This window comes from Halomonas sp. AOP25-F1-15 (assembly GCF_052378675.1).
Lineage (GTDB): Bacteria > Pseudomonadota > Gammaproteobacteria > Pseudomonadales > Halomonadaceae > Vreelandella > Vreelandella casei.
The window spans coordinates 24,749-44,164 of sequence record NZ_JBQSXV010000010.1; the positions used below are offsets into that span (position 1 = coordinate 24,749).

At 53.1% G+C, this 19,416-nt stretch carries 17 protein-coding genes; 11 read left to right on the forward strand and 6 right to left on the reverse strand.

The window, feature by feature from the left end:
• Positions 1 to 27 precede the first annotated feature (27 nt).
• The 8 genes from ACT3TF_RS16255 (at position 28) to ACT3TF_RS16290 (ending at position 8,560) form a co-directional block, all read left to right on the forward strand.
• Positions 28 to 969, forward strand: a complete 942-nt coding sequence (locus ACT3TF_RS16255; RefSeq protein ID WP_096281802.1) for a tripartite tricarboxylate transporter substrate binding protein — start codon at positions 28 to 30, stop codon at positions 967 to 969.
• A 119-nt stretch (positions 970 to 1,088) separates the two neighbouring features.
• Positions 1,089 to 1,595, forward strand: coding sequence for a tripartite tricarboxylate transporter TctB family protein (locus ACT3TF_RS16260; protein WP_096281800.1), 507 nt, complete (start codon positions 1,089 to 1,091; stop codon positions 1,593 to 1,595).
• A gap of 40 nt (positions 1,596 to 1,635) precedes the next feature.
• Complete coding sequence (locus ACT3TF_RS16265; RefSeq protein WP_225734320.1) at positions 1,636 to 3,129, forward strand: tripartite tricarboxylate transporter permease; 1,494 nt, start codon at positions 1,636 to 1,638, stop codon at positions 3,127 to 3,129.
• Between the two features lie 131 nt (positions 3,130 to 3,260).
• Positions 3,261 to 4,268, forward strand: a complete 1,008-nt coding sequence (yiaK, locus tag ACT3TF_RS16270; RefSeq protein ID WP_096281796.1) for a 3-dehydro-L-gulonate 2-dehydrogenase — start codon at positions 3,261 to 3,263, stop codon at positions 4,266 to 4,268.
• A 156-nt stretch (positions 4,269 to 4,424) separates the two neighbouring features.
• Entirely contained in the window at positions 4,425 to 5,750 is a 1,326-nt protein-coding gene (locus ACT3TF_RS16275; RefSeq protein WP_096281794.1) for an enolase C-terminal domain-like protein, read from the forward strand.
• A gap of 58 nt (positions 5,751 to 5,808) precedes the next feature.
• On the forward strand, positions 5,809 to 6,546 hold the full coding sequence (locus ACT3TF_RS16280; protein WP_225734321.1) for a FadR/GntR family transcriptional regulator: 738 nt from the start codon (positions 5,809 to 5,811) through the stop codon (positions 6,544 to 6,546).
• A gap of 28 nt (positions 6,547 to 6,574) precedes the next feature.
• Positions 6,575 to 8,149, forward strand: coding sequence for an aldehyde dehydrogenase (NADP(+)) (locus tag ACT3TF_RS16285; protein ID WP_444672564.1), 1,575 nt, complete (start codon positions 6,575 to 6,577; stop codon positions 8,147 to 8,149).
• A gap of 51 nt (positions 8,150 to 8,200) precedes the next feature.
• Entirely contained in the window at positions 8,201 to 8,560 is a 360-nt protein-coding gene (locus ACT3TF_RS16290) for an Ldh family oxidoreductase (RefSeq protein WP_319022235.1), read from the forward strand.
• A gap of 23 nt (positions 8,561 to 8,583) precedes the next feature.
• Here ACT3TF_RS16290 and ACT3TF_RS16295 read toward each other — a convergent pair whose 3' ends face one another.
• Positions 8,584 to 9,972 (reverse strand): aminotransferase-like domain-containing protein, encoded by a 1,389-nt coding sequence (locus tag ACT3TF_RS16295; protein WP_444672565.1) that lies wholly within the window; start codon positions 9,970 to 9,972, stop codon positions 8,584 to 8,586.
• A gap of 174 nt (positions 9,973 to 10,146) precedes the next feature.
• On the opposite strand from ACT3TF_RS16295, the gene ACT3TF_RS16300 reads away from it, so the two are divergent.
• Entirely contained in the window at positions 10,147 to 11,301 is a 1,155-nt protein-coding gene (locus ACT3TF_RS16300) for an MFS transporter (protein WP_444672566.1), read from the forward strand.
• An 18-nt stretch (positions 11,302 to 11,319) separates the two neighbouring features.
• On the opposite strand, the gene ACT3TF_RS16305 is transcribed toward ACT3TF_RS16300, so the two are convergent.
• Positions 11,320 to 12,252, reverse strand: coding sequence for a cation diffusion facilitator family transporter (locus ACT3TF_RS16305; protein WP_193063535.1), 933 nt, complete (start codon positions 12,250 to 12,252; stop codon positions 11,320 to 11,322).
• A 216-nt stretch (positions 12,253 to 12,468) separates the two neighbouring features.
• On the opposite strand from ACT3TF_RS16305, the gene ACT3TF_RS16310 reads away from it, so the two are divergent.
• Positions 12,469 to 13,305: an alpha/beta fold hydrolase gene (locus ACT3TF_RS16310; protein ID WP_444672567.1), complete on the forward strand. Its 837-nt coding sequence runs from the start codon at positions 12,469 to 12,471 to the stop codon at positions 13,303 to 13,305.
• 80 nt (positions 13,306 to 13,385) lie between these two features.
• Here ACT3TF_RS16310 and ACT3TF_RS16315 read toward each other — a convergent pair whose 3' ends face one another.
• Together ACT3TF_RS16315 and ACT3TF_RS16320 are read right to left on the reverse strand one after the other, a co-directional pair.
• Positions 13,386 to 13,955 carry a carboxymuconolactone decarboxylase family protein gene (locus ACT3TF_RS16315; RefSeq protein ID WP_444672568.1) on the reverse strand — a complete coding sequence of 190 codons (570 nt, stop codon included), beginning with the start codon at positions 13,953 to 13,955 and terminating at the stop codon, positions 13,386 to 13,388.
• A 33-nt stretch (positions 13,956 to 13,988) separates the two neighbouring features.
• On the reverse strand, positions 13,989 to 15,314 hold the full coding sequence (locus ACT3TF_RS16320) for an aspartate aminotransferase family protein (protein WP_444672569.1): 1,326 nt from the start codon (positions 15,312 to 15,314) through the stop codon (positions 13,989 to 13,991).
• 250 nt (positions 15,315 to 15,564) lie between these two features.
• Between ACT3TF_RS16320 and ACT3TF_RS16325 the strand changes: the two genes are divergently transcribed.
• A complete protein-coding gene (locus ACT3TF_RS16325) occupies positions 15,565 to 16,464 on the forward strand; it encodes a MurR/RpiR family transcriptional regulator (protein ID WP_444672570.1) in 900 nt (299 codons plus the stop codon).
• On the opposite strand, the gene nirD is transcribed toward ACT3TF_RS16325, so the two are convergent.
• Both nirD and nirB read right to left on the reverse strand, forming a co-directional pair.
• On the reverse strand, positions 16,433 to 16,852 hold the full coding sequence (gene nirD, locus ACT3TF_RS16330) for a nitrite reductase small subunit NirD (protein ID WP_444672571.1): 420 nt from the start codon (positions 16,850 to 16,852) through the stop codon (positions 16,433 to 16,435). The genes ACT3TF_RS16325 and nirD overlap by 32 nt on opposite strands.
• 46 nt (positions 16,853 to 16,898) lie before the next feature.
• Positions 16,899 to 19,412: a nitrite reductase large subunit NirB gene (nirB, locus tag ACT3TF_RS16335; protein WP_444672597.1), complete on the reverse strand. Its 2,514-nt coding sequence runs from the start codon at positions 19,410 to 19,412 to the stop codon at positions 16,899 to 16,901.
• Positions 19,413 to 19,416: the final 4 nt, after the last annotated feature.

Genomic DNA, 19,416 nt, shown 5'->3' on the forward strand with positions numbered 1-19,416 from the left:
TCAATATCAATAAAAGGTAAACAAATAATGAAAAATTTATTGAGCACGCTAACACTCGCCATAGGTATGGTTGCCGGAGGCCAGGCACTAGCTAACGATTATCCGAATAAGAGTATCGAAGTGATCGTGCCGTTCTCAGCTGGAGGGGGTAATGACACCTTCGTTCGAGCGCTGCAGCCGCTGCTAGAAGAGCAGCTAGGTGAGACGTTGGTCATTCGTAATATTGCAGGTGGCGGCGGTGCCGTTGGTTTGTCCCGGGGTGTAGCCTCTGCTGCTGATGGCTATACGATGATGGCGGCAAGTACCGGTATGCTCTCGCTTGAAGCCATGGGTAATGTTCCTTTTACTCACGAAGATTTTGACTTTATTGCAAAAGTTGTCGAAGAGCCATATTTGCTTGCCGTTAGCAGCGAAAGCCCTTACCAAACTGTCGACAGTTTGATCGAAGCCGCTTCTTCTGGTTCAGTTCGCGTCGGTGTTTCCGGTATCGGCTCGTCAGCGCATATCACCGCTAATGCTATTGCTAACATCACTAGCTCAAATTTTAATTTGATTCCCTATCCTGGAGGCTCTGAAGCTATCTCAGCGGTAATGGGTGGTCACGTTGAGGCCGTGGTGCTTGGTGGTGCTGAACTACGTTCAGGACTTGAAGCTGGCCGCCTAAATGCTCTCGCGACAACCTATGCTGAGCGCAGTGATAATCTGCCTGACGTACCGACTTTTCAAGAGTCTGGCTATGATTTGACGATTAGCGTATGGCGCGGTCTCGTTGGGCCTCAAGGTCTGCCCGACGACGTTAAAGAACAGTGGGTTGCTGCAATTCAGCAAATCGTTGAAGACGGCTCTTATGAAGAAACCGCTAATAACCTGGGAACTGAGCTAGCTCCTCTTTATGGCGATGAACTTGATGTTTTCATCGATGAATCAGCCGCAATTATGCTGGAGGCTGCCGGAGACTTGGCAAAATAATAGCGCTCCTGCGTGCTGCCAGAATTTTTGGCAGCACGACCACTAAAACCGACTTTCATAAAAATCGTCGTTAATATAGTTGCTAGTGTCGCCACTAAGGAGTGGTTGGAGTTTTATTTATGGAACGTGATATTGGAAAGCCACTCTTCAATCTGTTTTTGATGATTACATCGGCAATTGCCTTTGTAGTCGCCTCAGGTATACCCGACTTCGAGATTGTTGGCGATCTTTCTCCTGCCTTTTTCCCTCAGCTTTTATCAGGGCTGATCTTTTTGTTAGCGCTTCCCTGTTTGGTGAAGGACGTTAACGAATGGCGGATGGCTGCAGGTGCGAGATCACAATCGGCTGGTGTTTCGCGCAAACGCAGTATTGCGCAGTGGCTATTTATTATCTTATTGCTCATTGGCTACATTGTGAGCTTTGAGCCTCTTGGCTATATCGCCAGCACTGCGCTTTTTACTTTTGTCTGCGTTGTAGGGCTCGCTTTTGTAAGTGGAGTATGGGCGTCGCTTTCGGCTATCGAGCGTGGGAAGTCGCTAATTGCCACATTGGTCTTCGCCCTCTTACTAACGCTGGGTATCTTCTATGTATTCACCGAGCTTTTTAATATCCCACTCCCCACGTGACCGGATATATCTTTCACCTGAGCTTTAGGAGGCTTTTATTATGTCCGGTTATATAGACGGCCTAGGTATGGTGTTGCAGTGGGGCACATTGCTGGCTATAGCTGGCGGCACTTTGCTCGGTATCATCATGGGATCGCTCCCCGGATTAACATCAGCGATGGCCATTGCTTTACTCTTGCCGGTAACCTTTGGTATGCCGCCTGTGGCTGGAATAGGTATGCTGCTTGGCGCGCTTTGTGGTGCCGGTGCGAGCGGATCCATTCCTGCTATTTTATTAAATATACCTGGTACTCCCTCATCGGTTGCGACTACCTTTGATGGTTTTCCAATGGCGCAGAAGGGCGAAGCAGGTCGTGCGCTTGGTTTGGCAATTGTTGCTTCGTTCTTTGGCGGCGTGGCGAGCATGGTTATTCTTAGTTTGCTGGCCCCGCCAATTGCGGAGTTTGCGCTGCGATTTGGCCCAGCCGAGTATTTTTCCCTAAGTATATTCGGCTTAGTGATTATTGCTTCAGTAGCGGGTAAATCGTTACTTAAAGGACTGATTGCCGGACTGATCGGTTTTTTCATTTCAACTATTGGCACCGATCCGATTACAGGGGTAGGGCGTTTTACCTTCGACGAACTATCGCTATTAACCGGTGTTAATTTACTCCCTGCGTTAATCGGTCTTTTTGCGATCTCTCAAGTGCTCAAAGATGCCTTTGAATATGATCCGTATGAGCGGATGAAAGAAAGTGCGCACCGAATTGATAACGCACGACCGCTCTTTGTTGAGACGCTGAAACACTGGAAGGCTCTATTGATAGGCATCGCATCTGGCTCAGTCGTTGGGCCGATACCAGGAGCGGGCGGTAGCATTGCTTCGCTAGTGGCTTATGATCAAACTCGGCGTTTCTCTAAAACTCCCGAGAAATTTGGAAAGGGCTACGCGCCAGGTGTTGTGTCGGTTGAGAGTGCTAATAACGCACTACTCGGTGGTGCGCTGATTCCTACCTTGGCCTTGGGTATCCCAGGCGAAGCTGCTACCGCCGTACTGCTAGGCGGCTTGATGATTCAAGGCATCACGCCTGGTCCGCTTCTTTTCGCTGATCAAAGCGGTACGATTTATGGCATCTTCTTGGCTTATCTTGTCGCCAACTTCTTCATGCTGTTAATCATGTGCCTGGGTATCAAGTTATTCATTCGTGTACTTATGGTTCCTAGAAAGCAGCTGCTGGCCGCGATTTTAGTGTTCTGTTTCATTGGCGTGTACGGTGTGGATGGAGACGTATTTAATCTTTATTTGATGCTGGGCTTCGGCGTTTTAGGCTATTTCCTTAATCGTTACGATTTTGGGACAGCGCCGGTCATTCTAGGACTCATTCTAGGACCTATCGCTGAATCAAATCTGCGCCGAGGGCTGCAGTCGTTCGAGGGCGATTGGACGCCATTCTTCACGCGACCTATCAGCGTTACCTTCTTAGTTATAGCCGCAGGATTATTGGCTTTGACTCTATGGCAGAACTACCGTAGCAAACATCCGCGCGCTACTTAGATACCGTCTGAAATCCTTTTCAATGTCTAAGATGGCTTGCTGCACGCTATTGATCCACAGCCGTCATGTGTGGCAATTAGGGTGCCGATGTCCACTCGCAGTAGTGGCCTTTTTTTAAGCTGGAGTAAGTTATGGCTAATGTCGATTTTGAAACGCTTCGGAATACTATTGAAAGGTCTTTATTAAAGGCAGGACTAAATCCTGATGCTGCTGCGACTTGCGCGAGAATTCATGCTGAAAGCACTCGCGACGGCGTACCTTCTCATGGCATCGGTCGGATTCCCCGGTTCATTGAATATGTCGGGCGCGGCTGGGTCGATATCGACGCTCAGCCAAGCCTTGTGCAACGAATGGGGGCGATTGAGGTACTTGATGGTGGTTTTGGAATCGGTGTGATTAACGCACTTCATGCGACAGAAAGAGCTATTGCGTTGGCACGTGAGCACGGTATGGGACTGGTCGCGCTACGCGACACAACGCACTGGATGCGTGGAGGAAGCTACGGCTGGCACGCGGTTGAGCAAGGTTTCGCTACGATTATGTGGACTAACACCGAATCCTGCATGCCTGCTTGGGGTGGGGCATCTCAGTCGATTGGCAATAACCCCCTGGTGATGGCTGTGCCGCATAGCACAGGGCCTCTTGTGTTAGATATGGCGATGTCTCAGTTTTCATACGGTAAGCTTCAGACGACTCAATTGAAGGGAGAGCAGTTAACCATCGACGGAGGTTTTGACGAGCATGGGCAGTTGAGTCGTGACCCTGCAGTGATAGCAGCCACGCGTCGTTTACTGCCAACAGGCTATTGGAAAGGCTCTGGATTAGCGGTTCTGCTTGATGCGTTGGCTGCCCTGCTATCTCAAGGGCGCCCTAGCCATGAAATTGATAACGTTCAGCGTGGTAGCGGCGGCGGAAGTAGCCAAATTTTTATGATTTTTGACCCTGAACAACTTGGTGGGCGTGACGCTTGCGATAACATTGTTGAGGGTATCCAGTCTCATCTGGCCGCTACCACGCCTGCTGAGCCGGGTAGCCCCGTACGCTGGCCAGGCGAGTCTACTTCTCGCCAGCGATACGGAGAAGAGCCGGTTGTTATCGACGACATGCTGTGGCGTTCTGTGTGTGAACTCGCGGGTTAGTAGCCAAGGACGTTTAAATTAAGAAGAGCCAGTTGTAAGCAGCTTAATCTTCGGCTGAGTATCAATAGCAGCTTCGCCTTGTTTATTCGGTACTCGTAATCTGATTCCGAAAACGATCGCTCTATTGAGGTCTATAATAAAAGGGGTGTGCGTCATATGTTTCCTAAGATTAAATCAATGAAAGTGGTTCCTGTTGCAGGATACGATGGTTTTTTACTTAATTTGAGCGGCGGGCATGCGCCCTATTTTATCCGCTGTGTGGTTATCCTCGAAGATACGGCAGGCAATAAAGGGGTGGGTGAAATTCCTTCCAGCGCAGGCATCCTGAGTGGGCTAGCCAAGTGCCGTGTGTTAGTGGAAGGCTCACCTATCAATAATGTTAAGCAAACGCTTAATCAAGTACGTCTGATGCTCGCTAAAAATGGGCGTGAAGAGCGAGGCCGTCAAACCTTCGACTTACGGGTTGCGGTGCATGTTATTACCGGTATCGAGTCTGCCCTGTTGGATCTCTATGGCCAGGCGCTCCAGCTGCCCGTGGCAGATTTGCTTGGCCAGTATGGGCGCCAGCGTGACCAAGTCGATGTGCTAGGCTATCTATTCTTGTTAGGCGACCCCGGTAAGACAGACTTACCCTATATTCAGGCAAAGAATCCCCAAGACCGTTGGGATGAAATACGCTACCAGGAAGCGCTGACGCCAGATGCCGTTGTCGATTTAGCCAAAGCAGCCTATGAACGCTACGGCTTTAAAGATTTCAAACTAAAGGGCGGGGTGTTAAGCGGTGAAGACGAAGCCGATTGCATCCGCGCTTTGCACGACGCCTTCCCTGATGCGCGACTGACGCTTGACCCTAACGGCGCTTGGAAGCTTGATGACGCGGTTCGAATTCTAGAGCCGATTAAGCACTTGCTGAGCTATGCAGAAGACCCCTGTGGCCAGGAAGAAAGCTATTCGGGACGCGAAACCATGGCCGAGTTTAAAAAGCGTACTGGTTTAGCAACGGCCACCAACATGATCGCGACTGATTTCAAGCAGCTCCAATACGCCGTTCAATTGAATGCAGTGGATATCCCTTTGGCGGATTGTCACTTTTGGACGATGCAAGGTGCTGTCAAAGTTGGCGAACTGTGCCACGAGTGGGGCATGACGTGGGGGTCACATAGTAACAACCACTTTGATATTTCATTAGCGATGATGACGCACGTTGCCGCGGCTTGCCCTGGTGACATTACGGCGATTGATACTCACTGGATTTGGCAAGATGGCCAGCGTATTACTAAAGCCCCCTTACGTATTAGCGATGGCAAGTTAACGGTTCCAACGACGCCCGGGCTAGGCGTTGTGCTCGATGAAGATAGACTCCAGGCGGCGCACAACCTTTACAATTCGTTAGGTGCCACACAGAGAAATGATTCAATGGCGATGCAGTTTCTGATTCCTGGATGGGAGTTTGATCCTAAACGGCCAGCATTAATGCGCTAGCGATGTATTTAACTAAACCTGTTGCTACATCAGGTTTGCATTATTAAAGGTGTCTAATATGCCGTCGGATAACATGCATTTAAGTTTTCATAAAATTGCTAAACAGGGAAGCTTGTCCGTGCACGTGGCCGATCAATTGGAAGCTTTGATCACTCAAGGCAAGGTCAGCGTGGGGGAAAAGCTACCTACAGAGAACAGCCTTTGCGATTCCTTTGGGGTGAGTCGCACCGTCATCCGTGAGGCAATTACCCATCTTAAATCCCTGGGGCTGGTAGCAACACGACGTGGCGTAGGTACCACGGTGCTGCGTTCTTCTAGTTTAGAAGCACGGCCTGCTGAGCGTATCAATCCGACTACGGTGGAAGATATTTTACATCTTCTGGAGCTGCGTTTGACGCTAGAGCCCGCAGCAGCTGAGCTGGCAGCTTTGCGCCATGATGATGAAGACCGTCAGCGATTAGAGACTCAGCATTTAGCCTTTAGCAATGCATTTGCCCAGAAAAGCCAGGCGCGGGAAGAGGATTATCTTTTTCACTTTGCCATCGCAACGGCAACTAAAAATCCTTTTTTCCAATCTTTTTACAAGCAGTGGAGCCAGAGCGTGATCCCGCGGGCCAAGCTGCTGAGTACCGATATTAACCCGATTTCTTCCGAACGTTACTTGGAAAGGGTTCAAGAAGAGCACTCGTACATTATTGAAGCCATTCTTTCCCGCGATGCCCAAGCCGCCCGTGAAACGATGTTTCAGCACCTTAACCGGGCGCGCAACATGTACGCAAAATATCGCGACCAGTGATATCACTGAACCATATGAGGAGCAACGTATGACGATTCAAGGCGAAATGCTAATCGGCCAAAAGTCAGTAACCGGTACACAGGCCAATATTCAAGCGGTAAACCCCGCAACCGGCGAATCCTTAGAGCCAGTATATGCAGGCGGAAGTCGAACCCACGTTGAGCAAGCTTGCGAACTAGCCGAAGCAGCGTATAACACCTATCGAGAAACATCGCTTGAAGAGCGCGCTACGTTTCTTGAAACCATCGCCAGTGAAATTGAAGCTATCGGCAGCGAATTAATTGAGCGTGCGATGGCGGAATCTGGTCTTCCTCAGGCGCGTCTTGAGGGTGAACGTGGCAGAACCTGCGGCCAACTACGTTTATTCGCCTCCGTTGTACGTGCAGGCGAGTGGTTGGACGTTCGTATTGATCCTGCCATGCCAGATCGCCAGCCGCTTCCGCGCGCTGACTTGCGCCAGCGCCATATAGCACTAGGCCCAGTGGCTGTGTTTGGGGCCAGCAACTTCCCGCTTGCATTTTCGGTTGCCGGTGGCGACACGGCGTCTGCACTAGCCGCGGGCTGCCCAGTGGTCGTAAAAGGTCACTCTGCGCACCCAGGTACCTCTGAGCTGGTTGGGCGGGCGATTCAAAAAGCCGTTAAAGCCTGTGGCTTGCCTGAAGGTGTCTTTTCACTGCTGTTCGGCTCCGGTCGAGAAATCGGTCAGGCGCTGGTCGACGACCCTCGTATTCAGGCGGTGGGTTTCACCGGTTCGCGCAGCGGCGGTACGGCGCTGATGAAAACAGCTCAGGCGCGGCCACAGCCGATTCCGGTTTATGCCGAGATGAGCAGCATTAACCCTGTGTTCTTATTGCCCGCGGCGCTGAAAGCGCGTGGCAAGGCGTTAGGTGAGGCATTTATTGGTTCACTCAATATGGGGGCCGGCCAGTTCTGTACTAGCCCAGGCCTTGTCATCGCGGTGAAAGGTGCTGAGCTGGACGCTTTCATTGAAGCTGCGAAAGGTGCCGTTGAAGTCAGCAGTGCACAGACCATGCTCACTCCAGGCATTCACAGTGCTTATCAAGAGGGTGTTGCTAGCTTGAGCAGTGCGGATAAAGTGCGTGAAGTTGCTCGCGGTAAAGCGGGTGGCGATTACCAATGCCAGACAGGCCTGTTTGCCGCTTCAGCGAGTGACTTCCTTGCTTCAGAAGCGCTGCAGGCTGAAGTGTTTGGTGCCAGCTCTTTAGTGATTGAATGCGCTGATGAAGCCGAAGTGAAACGTGTGGCTGAGCAGCTTGAAGGTCAGCTAACCGTAACGCTGCATATGGATGACGCAGATCTGGATGCCGCCAAAGCGCTGCTGCCCACGCTTGAGCGCAAGGCTGGCCGTATTCTGGCCAATGGCTGGCCAACTGGCGTTGAAGTTTGCCATGCCATGGTACACGGCGGGCCGTTCCCGGCAACGTCTGATTCCCGCACTACGTCAGTAGGCACGGCGGCTATCCACCGTTTCCTACGCCCCGTTTGCTACCAGTCGTTGCCAGCAGGGCTGCTACCCGAGGCGCTAAAAGATGGTAATCCTCTGAGCACTACACGCTTAGTCGACGGTAAGCGCGAGCTGTAAAAATGCTCGAACGATAGGTAAATAGAAAGCAGGTACTCGGTACCTGCTTTTATTGCAGCTCTCGCGATTAACAATAGCTTTCATTTCTCAGCTCTGTGGTCTGAGGTTGAAGCACTTTCCGCAGAAGGGCTTGTGGCGTTGGCAATGACGCCGAGCCATCCCTTTGTTTCACCTGCGGGCGGTACTTTGCCTCTTTTAGGTACCAACCCCATCGCGTTTTCCTGGCCACGCCCTGGTGGAATGCCCTATACGTTTGATTTTGCCACCAGTGTGGTCGCTCGCAGCGAGATAGAGCTTCATCGGCGCGCTGGTAAGTCGATTCCCCACGGGTGGGCGATCTATGATGAAGGCAACTCCACTACCGATCCGGTGGCCGCACTAGCGGGTGCCATGCTGCCCTTTGGAAGTTAGATGACTCGCTTAGCAGGGCGCTGTTAGCTCGCCGCTTCAATAAACGCTCTCGCTCTTGGGTCTTGCATGTAGGCAACGTTAAGGCGTAACCATGGTGTCGACTGGTGATCAGCAAAGAATAAATGCCCCGGCGATAGCGTGATTTCCCACCGATTAGCCAGTTCAATCAGCGTCTCGGGCGAGGTGTCAGAGGGTGGCCTCGCCCAAATAAACATTCCTCCCGCGGGCTCGGTATAAATTTCCCAACCAGCTTTTTTAAGCATCGTGAGTGCTATCGCCATTTGATTGGATAGCTTGGTTCTTAACCGTTCGGTGAGCTTCCGGTAGCTACCGTTTTGCAGCATGGTAATGACGACCTGCTCAGCAAAGCGTGATGCGGAAATGCTGGTCAACATCTTGATATCTACTAAGCGCTGTATCAGCGTCGGCGGGGAAGCGATAAAGCCTACCCGTAACGAAGAAGAAAGACTTTTCGAAAAGCTGCCAAGGTAGAAAACCCGGTTTAAACCGTCTAACGCTGCTAAGCGCGAGGTGGGTGTATGCTGGAAATCCGCGTAGATATCGTCTTCGATAATTTGAAAATCGTGCTGTTCCGCCAACTGTAATACTCGATGCGCAATGGCGGGGGTTAGAGTGCTGCCGGTAGGGTTATGAAACACGCTGTTGATGTAGAAAAGCTTAGGGCGATGCTCGGCTAATAATTGCTCTAAACGCTCGATATCGGGCCCGTCGGCAAGGCGAGGCACACCTATGACGCGGATGCGCTGCAAGTGCAGCAGCCCGAACAGATTATAATAGCCTGGCGACTCTACAAACATCACGTCACCGGGCTCCAAAAGCATCCTTATTATCAGGTCGAGCGAGTGGCTACCTCCGCCGGTCATCACGATCTGCTGTGCGTCCACACCCACGGCGAGCATACGCAAACGCTCTTGAATCAACTCGCGCAGTGCTAGGGGCCCTTGAGGCGTACTGTATTCGAAAATTCCTGCGCGACTGCTGCGTGCTACGTGGCGAATAGCGTGGGTTAGGTCGTCTCCTTCTCGCCAATGGCTGGGCAGCCAACCACAGCCTAACTTGAGCGTGTGCTCATTGGCATTGAAAAGCCCCCACAAGCCGTTTGTGACCTCTTCCAATGCGTCATTAATGGATGGCTGTGAGACTAACGATGCAGTGCTATCCGCGACATAAAATCCTGAACCACGTCGGGAGCACACCAATCCAGCGGCAACCAAACGTTCATAGGCTTCGATTACCGCATTACGGCTAATGTCATGCGTGGCCGCTAAACGGCGAATAGAGGGTAAACGACGGCCACCTCCCGACCCCTGCGTTTCAATCCAATCTCGAATGCTCGCTTCGACCTGCTGCGCAATGGGCGTACCGCCATGCCGATTGATGGATAGTTCCATGAGTGGTCCTGTGGCTTTAAACGGTTCTTAGAAACGATTCTTAGAAACGGTTATTTAAACTGTTCTTTAAAAGAGTGGAACAGTGCTTGGATAATGGTGATTAAGTGTACCTTACCCAGCGCTGGTAAAAATGCGAGCTTAGCGGTTCACAAAATGATCCGTTAGGAACCGCTCATGAAACGATGTAACGCCATCCGCTTGGCGTTTGCGCTGTGTATGATAACTGCCGGGGTTAATTTACAGGCTCCCCTTTATGATGCGCTAGCGGCTCGCGATGGCTTGGGCGTAGGGGCTACGACCATTGCCTTTGCTTGTTACGTGGCGGGCATTGTGCCGGTATTGCTCGGTTTAAACGATTTGGCAGGCCGAGTGGGGCGCAAGCCATTAATCGTAATTGCCTTGCTGCTAAGCCTGCTCGCAACCGCTATTACTCTGATGGCGCCTAGTTTATTAGGGTTGGGCATTGCTCGCTTTTTACTGGGTGTCGGAATGGGGCTAACGTCAGCGGTAGCGCCCGCTTACATGCAAATGCTTTTTGAAGATCAAAAGAGCGATACCACTAACCGTGCCACGAACGATGCCACGAGCTACGTAACGGCCAGTACGGCGCTTGGGTTTGGTCTAGGGGCTGCCGTTACCAGCCTGTTTATCTTCCACGCGCCCAGCGTATCGCCGCCAAGCCTATGGCTTTACCTGGCGGCGGCCTCGCTGGCGTTGCTGATGATTATCACACTCGATGATTACGCGCCAAATGCGGTTAACAACGCCATGTTGCGCCTTCCAAGCTATCCGCCGGGAACATTGGCGTATGGGCTAGCGATTTTACTAGCCTGGGCAACGGTGGGGTTGGTGATCGCGATACTGCCATCGACATTGCAGAAACACGGCTTATCGGCGTGGAGTGGGTTTGCCATCTTTGGCATTTGCAGCTGCGGCGTGCTTTTCCAACCTTGGGCGAGAAAACTGGCGCCCCGTACCGCAACCGTATTGGGCCTGGTTATTCTACCGCTGGCCTATAGCTTGATTGCTTGGGGTGCGATTCAAGGTTATCTCTTCGTAGTGCTGATCGGCACGGTTGCCGCTAGCAGCGCATGCTATGGATTTATTTATCTCGGGGGATTAAGCGGCGTATTAGAAATTGCCGGTATGTTGTCTACTCAAGCGAGCGCGGGCTATTTTCTGATGGCTTACATGGGTTTCAGTATTCCCGTGATAAGTACGGGAATGCTGATTGATGCGGTGGGCCATACGCTCGCGTTAACGCTGTTTGGGCTCGCATTGGTTGGCGGAGTCGTCGTCACCATTGGTTTGTTGCGAAGGGCGCAGTAGTTAGTGCGTCATCGGTACTTAAACGTCCGTTTTGACCAATAGCCCACAAGAGGGTGCTGCCCAACGGGTATCGGCAGTAAACACGACATCGCATACCACCGGCGCGTAATAACGGCGTACTTCGTTATCAATACGGCCGCGCAGTTCGTCTTGGCTTGCGATTGAGACATCGGCTGTTTCAGGCAGCACTACGTGCACCATGACATACAGCATGCGGCCGGGGCGAACCATGCGCACGCGCACCTCTACGGTATCAATGTCAACGAGGCCACGCGCTACGGCTTGGCGTACAGGCTCTGCGATAGCTTCTTCAGGCGTTTTGTTGAGTAATTCTCTTAATGCTTGGGAAGCCATACGTACCGGCACACCTAAGCACAGAATAACGACGGCAATCACCAACACTGAATCCACATAGGGCAGCACGGTGTACCAGCCCATCTGCTCAAAAAGCACCACTAGGCAAAACGCCATCAAGATCGCGGCAGAGATTAAGCTATTCACCATCCAGTTGAGCTTATCGGCGCTAACCAGCGGGCTATTAACATGACGCTGGCTGCGATGCATCACCCAGGCGGTTAGCGAGCAGACGGCGGTGGCAAAGAGCGCATACAGGACGGCGATTCCCGCCGATATTTCACGGCCACCGGTAAGTAGCGCAGCGACAGCATCCACCAAGGCAAAAATAGAAACGCCTAAAATAAGCAGCCCTTTGCATAGATTTACCAGCGACTCAAAATAGTTATACCCGAACGGATAGGATTCACTATCGGGACGGCTCGCCAGTTTGCTTACCTTAATCGTCACCAGTGCTATGCTGAAATAGATAAGGTTGAACAACCCATCCAGCAAGATCGCCTGAGAGTTAGATGCCAGCGTGGCGGTAATGCCAGCACAGCCGATCAGCAGTGCCATAAAGGCAGAGAACGCTAACGTACTTGATTCTGTCTTCACGAACTTTTTTGCTCCAATACACACAGAGATAATAGAGCCGGTAAGCATAGCAACTTTGCTAGTTACATACCGAATGCTTGTTTAGCGCAGAGGTGGCTCATGCTCAAATGCGGCCTCACATTAACGATCAAGCCGGATCGTAAGTCCTAACATAAGTTCTAACATCTGATGATGTGTTTGTTTGATTCACTTGACGCCCAATAGGAGAGTTAAACGATGCCAATGCTGAGCGTAGGAACGGAGAAAGGCACGCCGGTAGAACTGTATTACGAAGTTCGCGGAGCGGGTAAGCCCGTTGTGCTCATCCATGGATGGCCATTAAGCGGGCGTTCCTGGGAAAAGCAGGTGCCTGCGCTGGTGGAGGCGGGCTATAAGGTGATCACCTATGATCGTCGTGGCTTCGGCTGGTCTACTCAGCCCGACGGTGGTTACGACTACAACACACTCGCGTCAGATCTAAAGAAGCTTATCGAAATCCTTGATCTGAATGATACCACCTTGGTGGGCTTTTCAATGGGCGGCGGCGAAGTGGCGCGCTATCTTTCCTGCTACGGCACAGGGCGTGTCAGTAAGGCTGTGTTTGCGTCGGCGGTGCCACCTTATTTGTATAAGTCAGACGACAACCCGGACGGTGGACTGGACGATGCCACGATCAATCAATTTTTAGACGGGGTAACCGGTGATCGTCTCGCGTTTTTAGACGGGTTTACCAAAGACTTTTTTACCGCGGGTGAGCGTAGCGATTTAGTCAGTGAGCCTAACCGCCTTTATCACCGCGATATTGCTGCCTTTGCCTCACCGCAAGCGACTTATGACTGCATCAAAGCCTTCAGCTACACCGATTTCCGCAAGGACTTGCCTAAGATCGATATTCCTACATTAGTGCTGCACGGCGATTCAGACGGCATCGTGCCATTTGAAGTCAGCGGTAAACGGGCGCAAGAGATGCTGCCCAATGCGACGCTAGAAGTTATCAAAGGCGGGCCCCACGGCGTCAATGCTACCCATCCGGAAGAGTTTAATCAGGCGCTGATTAAGTTTCTGAATAGCTAAAAAAGTGCTTTATAGGCGCTTTCATCGCCACGATCGCCGCCTACTATAGGCGGCGATTCTGCCTTTATGATCTTCTCAGATTATAGAGAGGCGGCAGTCGGGTTTATCGAAAATAACGCGGGCCTATTCTCTGCTTCCTTTTGAATATTGGTATCAAGGGGCGTGTCGTAGGTCTTGAGCAGATAGCCCAGCACCGAATAGAAACCCACCATCGCAATTAGATCGATCACTGCCTTACGCCCAATGGCTGCTGCTAGTGCGGACTCCTGCTCCGGCGCTAGCATGCGTGCGTCAAATAGCGCATCCACGGCTTGGACGATAAGGCCGTCAACGCCTTCTGGAATCCCTCGAATGGCCGTGATCCGCGCCTCCGAGAAACCCAGCGCGAGCGCTCGGCTGACGTGATGCGCCCATTCATAGGCCGCCTCCATACGCAGGCCCGCGCGTAGAATCACCACTTCGGTGAGCTCGGGTCCTAGCGCATTGTCTTTCACTACATGCTGGCGCAGCGGTGCCCACGCCTTAAGCAGGGCCGGGTGGTGGGCCATGGTGCGATAAACATTCAGTGCACCGGCAAAACCTTCGCGATGATCGGCAATATCGCTCGGCCAGTCAGCGTCAGCAATAGGCGGGCAGGGGGATGGCGTCATGAGAGGCTCCGTTCAAGTAGTGCGTTATCGCCGTTATTCTGCGATCGCGGCGTTGATAGCATCGGCAATGCGCTCAATGATTAGATCGATATCGCTGGGCTCAATAATATAAGGCGGCGCCAGCAAAATATGGTCACCGTACGTGCCATCCAGTGTACCGCCCATCGGATAGCTGATCAGGCCCCGTGCCATGGCCTGGCGCTTGATTTTAGCGTGAATCTTTTTAGCCGGATCGAAAGGTGTTTTATACTCTCGGTCGGCGACTATTTCGATACCGCGAAACAAGCCTCTGCCGCGTATATCGCCAACATGAGAGCAGGCCGCGAGAGCCGCTTCAAGGCCGCTCTGCAACCTCGCACCCATAGCATTAACGTTAGCAAGCGTCTCTGGCCGGGCAATGATCTCAACCACTTTATTGGCAGCGGCGGCCGCAACGGGGTGGCCAATGTACGTATGCCCATGTTGAAACTGGCCTGAACCGTTGGCAAAACTTGCGTATATTTTATCTGACAGTATTACCGCGCCGATGGGCTGATAGCCTCCACCCAGGCCTTTGGCGATGGTGACGATATCCGGTATGACGCCGTCTTGTTCGCAGGCAAACACGGTGCCGGTGCGCCCCATGCCGCACATGACTTCATCAAGAATCAGCAGGACGCCGTACTTATCGCAAATGGCGCGAACGCGCTGAAAGTAATCCGCAACCGAGCCGACCGCACCCAGCGTAGCACCCACCACGGGCTCGGCAACAAAGGCCATGACCTCCTCGGGGCCAAGCGCCAGAATCTTGGCTTCGAGCTCGTCTGCAAGCCGAGCGGCGTAAGCTTCCGGTGGCTCATCAATGCCCTTGTCGCGATAAGCATAGCAGGGCGAGACGTGATGAGTTTCTGGCAAAATGGGCTGAAACTGTTGGCGGCGCATCGCGTTGCCGCCCGTGGCTAAAGCACCAATAGTATTGCCGTGATAGCTCTGGCGTCTGGCGATGATGTGTCGCCGCTGGGGCGCGCCAATCTCCACAAAGTATTGCCGCGCCATCTTCAAAGCGGCTTCAATGGCCTCTGAACCCCCTGAGACCAGATAGACATAATTCAGCCCCTCGGGCGCTAAATCGACTAGCTTCTCCGCAAGCGCTTCAGCAGCATCCGTGGTGAAAAAGGCCGTATGCGCATAGCAAAGGTGATCAATCTGCGAGCGCATGGCGGCCAACACTTCTGGGTGAGCATGGCCGACACTGGTAACGGCAGCACCTCCCGACCCATCAAGATAGCGGCGTCCACTGGTATCAGTGATGTAGACGCCCTGCGCCGACGCAGCATGAGGCAGCGTTCCGCCGATGCCGCGATGAAGAATACGTGTCATAGAGTCTGCTCCGTATTACCCTGCCCTGAGTACTCGGCGGTGTGGGCTTTAGATGATAAGTAGATTGGCACAACTCTATAGATTTTAGCAACAAGTGGATCATTATATTTATAATAAAACACTTAGATCATTGTTTTTTTAGATCAGTAACGTTTAAATCATGGGCTGTTTAGCGGCGAGGACCCTATGTCTCAGCGGCCTGGCTACGAATGATGAATCACTGACATGAGCCGGATAAGAGGCAACACGAATGGCGCAAAGCGACCCTCTGAGAGAGCAGATTATTGCTCAGTACGATGCCATGTCAGGGCAGCTCCAGCAGGCCGCTCGCTACGTGCTTGAGTATCCGGACGAAGTGGCGCTGGTGTCCATGCGCGAGCTGGCGCGTCATGCGGCGGTGCAACCCGCGACGATGACACGGCTTGCAAAGTTCTTAGGCATGCAAGGATACGATGAACTTCGGGCACATTATGCCTCGGCGCTGCGCCGGGGAAGCGATGGCTTTGCTGCGCAGGTTCGCCTGCGCGACAGCGAAGATACCGAGCCGCGCAAAAGCGACATTGCCTCTCATATGCTGCATGGGCTGAGCGCCCAAATTGCTAGGCTCAGCGAGCCTGATTCGCTGCAGCGGCTTGAAGCCATCGCTGAGCGGCTGGGGTCGGCGAGGAAGGTATACGTGTTAGGTTTGCGCTCGTGTCATTCTGTTGCATGGCATTTCCATTATGTTATGTCACTGTTAAGCGATCGTTCGATCCATCTGGATGGGCCTGCGGGAACCGGTGGAGACGCGCTCATCCGCGCGACGGCGGATGACGTGGTGCTCGTCGTCTCCATCAAACCCTATGCGACTGAGACGCTAGCGCTTGCGCAGCTGGCTAAAGGCAAGGGACTGGACATTCTTTCGATCACCGACAGCGAAGTTTCACCGCTGGTTGGAATGTCCACGCACACCATTTTTTGCGCCACGGAAAGCTACAGCTTTTTCCATACGCTCACCCCTGCCTTAGCCGTCTCCGAAGTACTGTGCACCTTATTGGCTGAGCATGATCGAGCTAAATCATTAGACGCCTTGCAGCGTGCCGATGATCATTTTGCGCAACTGAAAACGTATGCCACGGCTACCCCTCAATCCAAACCGCGTCGCCCTTAAAAGCGATTGGCCATGTGCGTAGCGCAACGTTCTCGTCCTCTAAGCACTGGCCATCTGCTAAGCGAAAATGCTGCTTGTAGATAGGCGAGGCGACGACGGCTGCGCCTTTTATATCGCCGACGATACCGCGGGCGATCACATTGGCCTTGGAGAACGGATCAAAGTGGTCGAGGGCGTAAAGCTCAGTGGGGCGGCCAGGCAGCGCCGCGGCGTTTGGGTCGACCGGCAAATGGAAAATGGCGACTTGGGCCGGACCGCTTGCGGTTTCAAACCAAGCGGCAACGCCAGAGAAGGCCACTAGATCGGCCTTGGTACAGATTTTTTGCCACGTCTTTGTGTGGTTGAAGCCTGCCGTATCCATCTCGTCTTTCAATGCAGCTACGGTCATGGGGTGCCTCGTTTTATTCAGTGTCAGGGACAGTGCACAGGATCGCTTACGCCGGGCGTAGCTGGCCGCGCTCGGAGGTCATAATGATCGATGGGTCTGGGCGGTCGTCGTTGACGAAGCTGCGGAAGCGCTTGAGCTTCTCTGGGTCGCTGATGGCGTCGGCCCATTCGCACTGGTAGGTATCCACCACGCTTTGCATCTGGCGCTCCAGTTCGTCGTTGATACCTAGGCTGTCGTCCAAAATCACCTCTTTAAGATATGCCAAGCCGCCGTCTAAATTTTCACGCCAGACGGAAGTGCGCTGTAGCCGGTCGGCGGTGCGTACGTAAAACATCAAGAATCGGTCGATAGTGCGGTAGAGCTGTTCATCGTCAAGATCGGTGGCAAACAGTTCGGCATGGCGCGGGCGCATGCCGCCGTTGCCACAGACGTAGAGATTCCAGCCGTTCTCGGTGGCTATGATGCCGATATCTTTGCTCTGTGCTTCAGCGCATTCGCGGGTGCAGCCGGAAACGCCAAACTTGATCTTGTGAGGAGAGCGCAGACCTTTGTAGCGATTCTCTAACCAGATCGCCATGCCGACGCTGTCCTGCACGCCGTAGCGACACCAGGTGCTGCCCACGCAGGATTTGACCGTGCGCAGCGATTTCCCGTAGGCGTGGCCGGTCTCAAAACCTGCGGCAATCAGCTCGCTCCAGATATCCGGCAGGTCTTCCAAGCGTGCACCGAACAAATCGATTCGCTGACCGCCGGTGACTTTTGAGTAGAGGCTGTATTTTTTAGCGACCTCACCCAGGGTAATCAGTTTGTCAGGCGTGATTTCGCCACCGGCTACGCGGGGCACAACCGAGTAGGTGCCGTTCTTTTGCATGTTGGCCATGAACGTATCATTGGTATCCTGCAAAGGAATATGCGCGGCATCCGTAATGGGCTCGTTAAAGCAGGAGGCCAGAATTGAACCTACGGCGGGTTTGCAAATATCGCAGCCTAGGCGGTGAGTATCGGGGTTGCCGTGCTTTTCAATTAAATCAGTAAAGGTTTTGATGCCTTCGACGCGGACAATATCGTAGAGCCCTTGGCGGGTATGGGCGAAGTGTTCGCAAATCGATTTGTCGACATCGACGCCGCGAGCTTCCAGCTCATAGTCGACCACGCTTTTGAGTAGCGCGGTACAGCCACCACAGCCGGTGCTGGCTTTCGTGGCGATTTTTACGCCAGCAAGGTCCTCCGCACCGCCGTCAATAGTGGCGCAAATGTCGGCTTTGCTGACGTTATGGCAGGAGCAAATCATCGCCGTTTCCGGCAGTGCGCCGGGGCCAAGGGCAGGGGCCGCACCGCTCTGGGGAAGAATCAGCGACGCAGGCTCAGCAGGTAGCTCAATGCCGTTTGAATAATACTGCAATAGCGTGTCATAAACGCCGTTGTTGCCTACCAGCATAGCGCCGAGCAGTTTTTTACCGTCGCTGGAAACGACTAGCTTGCGGTATTCCTGTTTGATCGGGTCCAAGTAGCGGAACATTCGAGCGCCGGGGTTCTGGTTGCCGTGGGCGTCCCCAATCGAACCGACATCCACGCCCAGGAGTTTGAGCTTGGTACTCATGTCGGCGCCCGCAAAGAGCGTGTCGCCACCCATTAGCGTAGAAAACGCAGCCTTGGCCATTTGATAGCCGGGCGCAACAAGACCGAAAATACTCTGGTTCCATAGTGCCACCTCGCCAATCGCGAGAATGGCCGGGTCGCTGGTAAGGCACTGATTATCCACCACGATACCGCCACGTTCGCCCATCTCCAGGCCGCAGTCTCGCGCCAGCTGATCGCGAGGCCGAATGCCGGCTGAAAAAACAATCAGGTCGGTTTCAAGGATCTTTTCGTCCTGGAAAACCATGCGATGGCGGCTTGCTTCACCATCTTCAATACGCTGCGTCGCGCGTTCGGTGAGCACCTGAACGCCCAGCGCTTCAATTTTTTCGCGCAGCAGCTCGCCGCCTTCGTTATCCACCTGCATCGGCATTAGGCGCGGCGCGAACTCGATAACTGCGGTGTCTAAGTTCAAACCACGCAGGGCATTGGCTGCTTCTAACCCCAGTAAACCACCCCCGACGACTACGCCGGTGGTGGCCGTTTCAGCAACTGCGCGAATGGCATCAAGATCGTCCAGCGTGCGATATACCAGGCAGCCTTCACGATCATTGCCGGGAATCGGTGGCACAAACGGATAGGAGCCGGTGGCCAGCACGAGGCGGTCGTAGGGGTAGCGGCCCTGGTCGGTAATAACTTCATTAGTCGCGCGATCAATCTCGATCACCGCTTCACCGCTGCGCAGCTCCACGTTGCTAAGGGCGTAGTAATCCGCTTCGCAAAGCGCCAGAGCATCTGCATCGCGGCCGCTAAAGTACTCAGAAAGATGTACTCGGTCGTAGGCTCGGTGGCGCTCTTCGCCAAACACGGTGACCTGATAGCGTTCTAGTGCACCGTTCTCGACTAACTGCTCGACCAGGTGGTGGCCGACCATGCCGTTACCAATAATAATAAGCTGCTGTTGGGTAGACGTTGTTTGCATGGAT

Bases quoted from the DNA above. Each gene is read 5' to 3' on its own strand.
- yiaK (WP_096281796.1), top strand. From the start codon at position 3,261: ATGGCTAATGTCGATTTTGAAACGCTTCGGAATACTATTGAAAGGTCT.
- ACT3TF_RS16285 (WP_444672564.1), top strand. From the start codon at position 6,575: ATGACGATTCAAGGCGAAATGCTAATCGGCCAAAAGTCAGTAACCGGT.
- ACT3TF_RS16310 (WP_444672567.1), top strand. From the start codon at position 12,469: ATGCCAATGCTGAGCGTAGGAACGGAGAAAGGCACGCCGGTAGAACTG.
- ACT3TF_RS16255 (WP_096281802.1), top strand. From the start codon at position 28: ATGAAAAATTTATTGAGCACGCTAACACTCGCCATAGGTATGGTTGCC.
- nirB (WP_444672597.1), bottom strand. From the start codon at position 19,412: ATGCAAACAACGTCTACCCAACAGCAGCTTATTATTATTGGTAACGGC.
- ACT3TF_RS16280 (WP_225734321.1), top strand. From the start codon at position 5,809: ATGCCGTCGGATAACATGCATTTAAGTTTTCATAAAATTGCTAAACAG.
- nirD (WP_444672571.1), bottom strand. From the start codon at position 16,852: ATGACCGTAGCTGCATTGAAAGACGAGATGGATACGGCAGGCTTCAAC.
- ACT3TF_RS16320 (WP_444672569.1), bottom strand. From the start codon at position 15,314: ATGACACGTATTCTTCATCGCGGCATCGGCGGAACGCTGCCTCATGCT.
- ACT3TF_RS16300 (WP_444672566.1), top strand. From the start codon at position 10,147: ATGAAACGATGTAACGCCATCCGCTTGGCGTTTGCGCTGTGTATGATA.
- ACT3TF_RS16265 (WP_225734320.1), top strand. From the start codon at position 1,636: ATGTCCGGTTATATAGACGGCCTAGGTATGGTGTTGCAGTGGGGCACA.
- ACT3TF_RS16295 (WP_444672565.1), bottom strand. From the start codon at position 9,972: ATGGAACTATCCATCAATCGGCATGGCGGTACGCCCATTGCGCAGCAG.
- ACT3TF_RS16325 (WP_444672570.1), top strand. From the start codon at position 15,565: ATGGCGCAAAGCGACCCTCTGAGAGAGCAGATTATTGCTCAGTACGAT.
- ACT3TF_RS16260 (WP_096281800.1), top strand. From the start codon at position 1,089: ATGGAACGTGATATTGGAAAGCCACTCTTCAATCTGTTTTTGATGATT.
- ACT3TF_RS16275 (WP_096281794.1), top strand. From the start codon at position 4,425: ATGTTTCCTAAGATTAAATCAATGAAAGTGGTTCCTGTTGCAGGATAC.
- ACT3TF_RS16315 (WP_444672568.1), bottom strand. From the start codon at position 13,955: ATGACGCCATCCCCCTGCCCGCCTATTGCTGACGCTGACTGGCCGAGC.